This window comes from Amaricoccus sp. (assembly GCF_017995835.1).
Classification (GTDB): domain Bacteria; phylum Pseudomonadota; class Alphaproteobacteria; order Rhodobacterales; family Rhodobacteraceae; genus Amaricoccus.
In genome coordinates this window covers 1-3,324 of sequence record NZ_JAGOID010000187.1, presented here as the reverse complement: position 1 = coordinate 3,324, position 3,324 = coordinate 1, and the positions used below count along the sequence as shown (strand labels likewise).

Sequence of the window (3,324 nt, the reverse complement as noted above, 5' to 3'; positions counted from 1 at the left end):
TGTCTGTCGAAACGCTCAGGGCGACGGCCGAAAGGCTGGTGGCCAATTGCCGCGAGGGCCGCGAATTGCAGGGTCTCGACGAACTCTACGACCCGAAGGCGGTCTCGGTCGAAGCCATGGACATGGACGGGCCCGGCTCGGCCGTCTCCGACGGCATCGCGGCGATCAGGGCCAAGCACGACTGGTGGAACGGCGCCTTCGAGGTCACCGGCGGCAAGATCGAGGGCCCCTACCTTCACGGCGCCGACCGGTTCGCGGTGATCTTCGCCATGGAGACCCGCAACAAGGCGACCGGCGAAACCAGCGCCATGCAGGAGCTCGCCGTCTACACCGTCGACGACGCCGGCAAGGTCGTGCGCGAGGAGTTCTTCTACTGACCCTTCCGGTCTGCCGGCCCGGTCCCGGGCCGGGCCGGGCTGCGGAGCGGACCGAGGAACACCCGCGACGCCGCCCCGAAGCCTCCGTGGCCGAAAGGGGCGCCGGCGGCCGGGGGCTTGCGCGTCGGAACCGGACGCTTGATTACTCCCGAAACACCTTCGGGAGGACTTCATGAAGTTCAATGGTCCAGCCCTGTTCCTGGCGCAGTTCGCCGGGGACACGGCGACATTCAACTCGTGGGACGCCATCACGAGATGGGCGGGGTCGATCGGCTACCTGGGCGTGCAATTGCCGTCCTGGGACGGACGGCTCTTCGATCTCGAACGGCCGCCTCGAAGGACTACTGCGACGAGATCAAGGGCGTCGCCGAGGCGAACGGCGTCGCGGTAACACTCCGGCGCCCGGGAACGAGCCAGGCGCGGCTGTCCTTCAGGTACAGGAATCCGGCTTGCCACCTTTTCAGGATTCGACAAGGCTTCGGCGCGCGGACAGGACGGCGCCGGCGTCGCGCCGCAGGGGAGGGTGAAATGGCGATCGTGGGAACCGCGACGGGACCGCGCAGGATCCGGCTCGGCATGGTCGGGGGCGGCAAGGACGCCTTCATCGGGGGCGTTCACCGCATCGCGGCCCGTATCGACGGCGAATACGATCTGGTCGCGGGGGCGCTGAGCTCCACGCCGGAGAAGTCGCGCGAAAGCGGCGCGGCGCTCGGGCTCGCGCCCGACCGGGTCTACGACGACTTCGAGGCGATGGCGAAGCGCGAGGCGCGGTTGAAGGACGGGATCGACGCCGTCGCCATCGTCACCCCGAACCACATGCACGCCCCCGCGGCGAAGGCGTTCCTCAAGCGCGGCATCCACGTGATCTGCGACAAGCCGCTGACGGCGACGCTACCGGAGGCGAAGCGGCTGGCGAGGATCGCGGCCGAGTCGGACGCGCTCTTCGTGCTGACCCACAACTACACCGGCTATCCGATGGTCCGGCAGGCGCGCGCCATGGTCGCCGAGGGCCTGCTCGGGCCGATCCGCGTCGTGCAGGCGGAGTATGCGCAGGACTGGCTCTCGGCCGACATCGAGTCGGGCGGGCAGAAGCAGGCGGGATGGCGGACCGACCCGGCGCGCACCGGAGCCGGCGGCTCGACCGGCGACATCGGCACGCACGCCTACAACCTCGCCTGCTTCGTCACCGGCCTGAAGCTCGAAAGCCTCGCCGCCGACCTCCAGGCCTTCGTTCCGGGGCGGCGAGTGGACGACAACGGCCACGTGCTGCTGCGCTTCGAGGGCGGGGCGCGCGGGATGCTCTGGTGCAGTCAGGTCGCCCCGGGCAACCAGAACGCGTTGCGGCTGCGGGTCTACGGCGAGAACGGCGGGCTCGAATGGGCGCAGGAGGATCCGAACTATCTCTGGCACACCTCCCTCGGCGAGCCCAAGCGGCTGATCACCCGCGGGGGGGCCGGAGCGGGACCGGAGGCGGCGCGGGTCACCCGCACGCCCGGCGGGCATCCGGAAGGCTACCTCGAGGGCTTCGCCAACATCTATGCCGAGGCGGCGCGGGCCATCCGCGCCCGGCAGGCAGGTCAGCCCGTTCCGCCGGAGGTGGTGTTCCCGACCGTCGAGGACGGCCTCGCCGGGGTTGCCTTCGTCGACGCCTGCGTGCGCTCCTCCGCCCGGAACGGCGCCTGGGTCACGCCCTGACGAGCGCCCCGGCGGCCTCGCTGCCGCGGAGCACGAGGCGGCCGGGCATGGCGGTGGCGGGCGGCGCCCGGCGTGGCTCGACGCCCGGCAGGATGGCGAGGAGATGGCGCCCCAGGGCGCAGCCGACCGCGTCCAGGTCGGAATCGAAGCTCGACAGCGCCGGGACGAGAGCGGCCGGGCTGAGCGCCGGCAGCGCGCAGATGACCGCCGAACCCCGTCCGACCGGTCTGCCGACGGCGGCGAGGGCGCCGTAGAGCCCGGCGGCCATTCCCTCGTTTCCGATGAGGAAGGCGGTCGGCGCGTTGTCCGCGTCATCCAGGGCGTCGCGGCTTTCCTCGGTCAGGCGGTAGTCGCGCGCCTCGAGCACGACTGCCGCGACGCCGAGCCGCTCCGCCTCGGCGCGGAAGACCCGGCGCAGGATGTCGTTGTAGTTGAGGTCGAGCGCGTTGGTGACCAGCGCGACGCGGCGGTGCCCTCCGTTGGCGAAGACCTGTGCGGCCGAGCTGGCGGCGGCCTCGAAGTCGAAGTCGACCCAGGGGTGCGCGGTCGAGTCCGAGGTGCGCCCGAAGGCGACGAACCGCATACCCATGGCGTCGAGGCAGTCGATGCGCGGGTCGAGCGGGCGCGTCTGCGTCAGAATGATCGCGTCGGCGATGCGCCGCGAGACGACGCGTTGCAGGTTGGTCAGCGGGTCTTCGTCCGGGCCCCGGAACATCACCATCAGATCGACATTCTCCCGATAGAGCGTGCGGCGGACGCCCTCGAAGACGCGGCCGAAGATGGAATCGAGCGTCGGGCCGATGACCGAGGTCGGAAGCAGGGCAGCGACCATTCCCGTGCAGCCCTTGCGCAGGCTGCGACCGGACTGGTTGGGCTCGTATCCGGCGGCGATCGCCGCTGCCTTGACCCGCGCGCGCGTGACCTCGTTGACGTCGGGACGTCCGTTCAGCGCGCGCGACACGGTGCCGATGGAGAGAGAGAGTTCCCTCGCCAATGTGCGGATGCCCATGCCACCCCCCGCGTGATCAAATGTCCCTCTCCGAGATTTGCGTCGGTACGGCCGGTTGGCAAGGCCCCCCGGACCGCCGGCTTGCAACTTTCCAGATCGGATGCCGTCGTATGGCGGGTCGTGTCCCCGGTGGTGGTGTAGTTCGCCGGTAGCGTCGCCGCCTGCCTGCGCGGACCATCGCGCTGGCAGGCAGGCGGCGACGCGGTGGTCATCGCGCGATCTTCGGCGATGGTCGGGTTGCGA

3 protein-coding genes and 1 pseudogene are annotated in these 3,324 nt (G+C 70.6%); 3 read left to right on the top strand and 1 reads right to left on the bottom strand.

Annotated elements, in window-relative coordinates:
* The 3 genes and pseudogenes from KBA23_RS16435 to KBA23_RS16425 all read left to right on the top strand — a co-directional run.
* A partial coding sequence (locus tag KBA23_RS16435; RefSeq protein WP_290743251.1) for a SnoaL-like domain-containing protein occupies window positions 1–377 on the top strand: 377 nt, incomplete at its 5' end.
* 172 nt (window positions 378–549) lie between these two features.
* A pseudogene (locus tag KBA23_RS16430) lies at window positions 550–770 on the top strand (sugar phosphate isomerase/epimerase); the annotation flags it as partial.
* Window positions 771–905: 135 nt separating this feature from the next.
* Window positions 906–2,072 (top strand): Gfo/Idh/MocA family oxidoreductase, encoded by a 1,167-nt coding sequence (locus KBA23_RS16425; RefSeq protein ID WP_290743254.1) that lies wholly within the window; start codon window positions 906–908, stop codon window positions 2,070–2,072.
* Here the strand turns inward: KBA23_RS16425 and KBA23_RS16420 are convergent.
* The gene (locus tag KBA23_RS16420; protein WP_290743248.1) at window positions 2,062–3,081 is read right to left on the bottom strand and encodes a LacI family DNA-binding transcriptional regulator; all 1,020 of its coding nucleotides are present in this window, start codon (window positions 3,079–3,081) and stop codon (window positions 2,062–2,064) included. The two genes, KBA23_RS16425 and KBA23_RS16420, sit on opposite strands and share 11 nt — an antisense overlap.
* Between the last annotated feature and the right edge of the window lie 243 nt (window positions 3,082–3,324).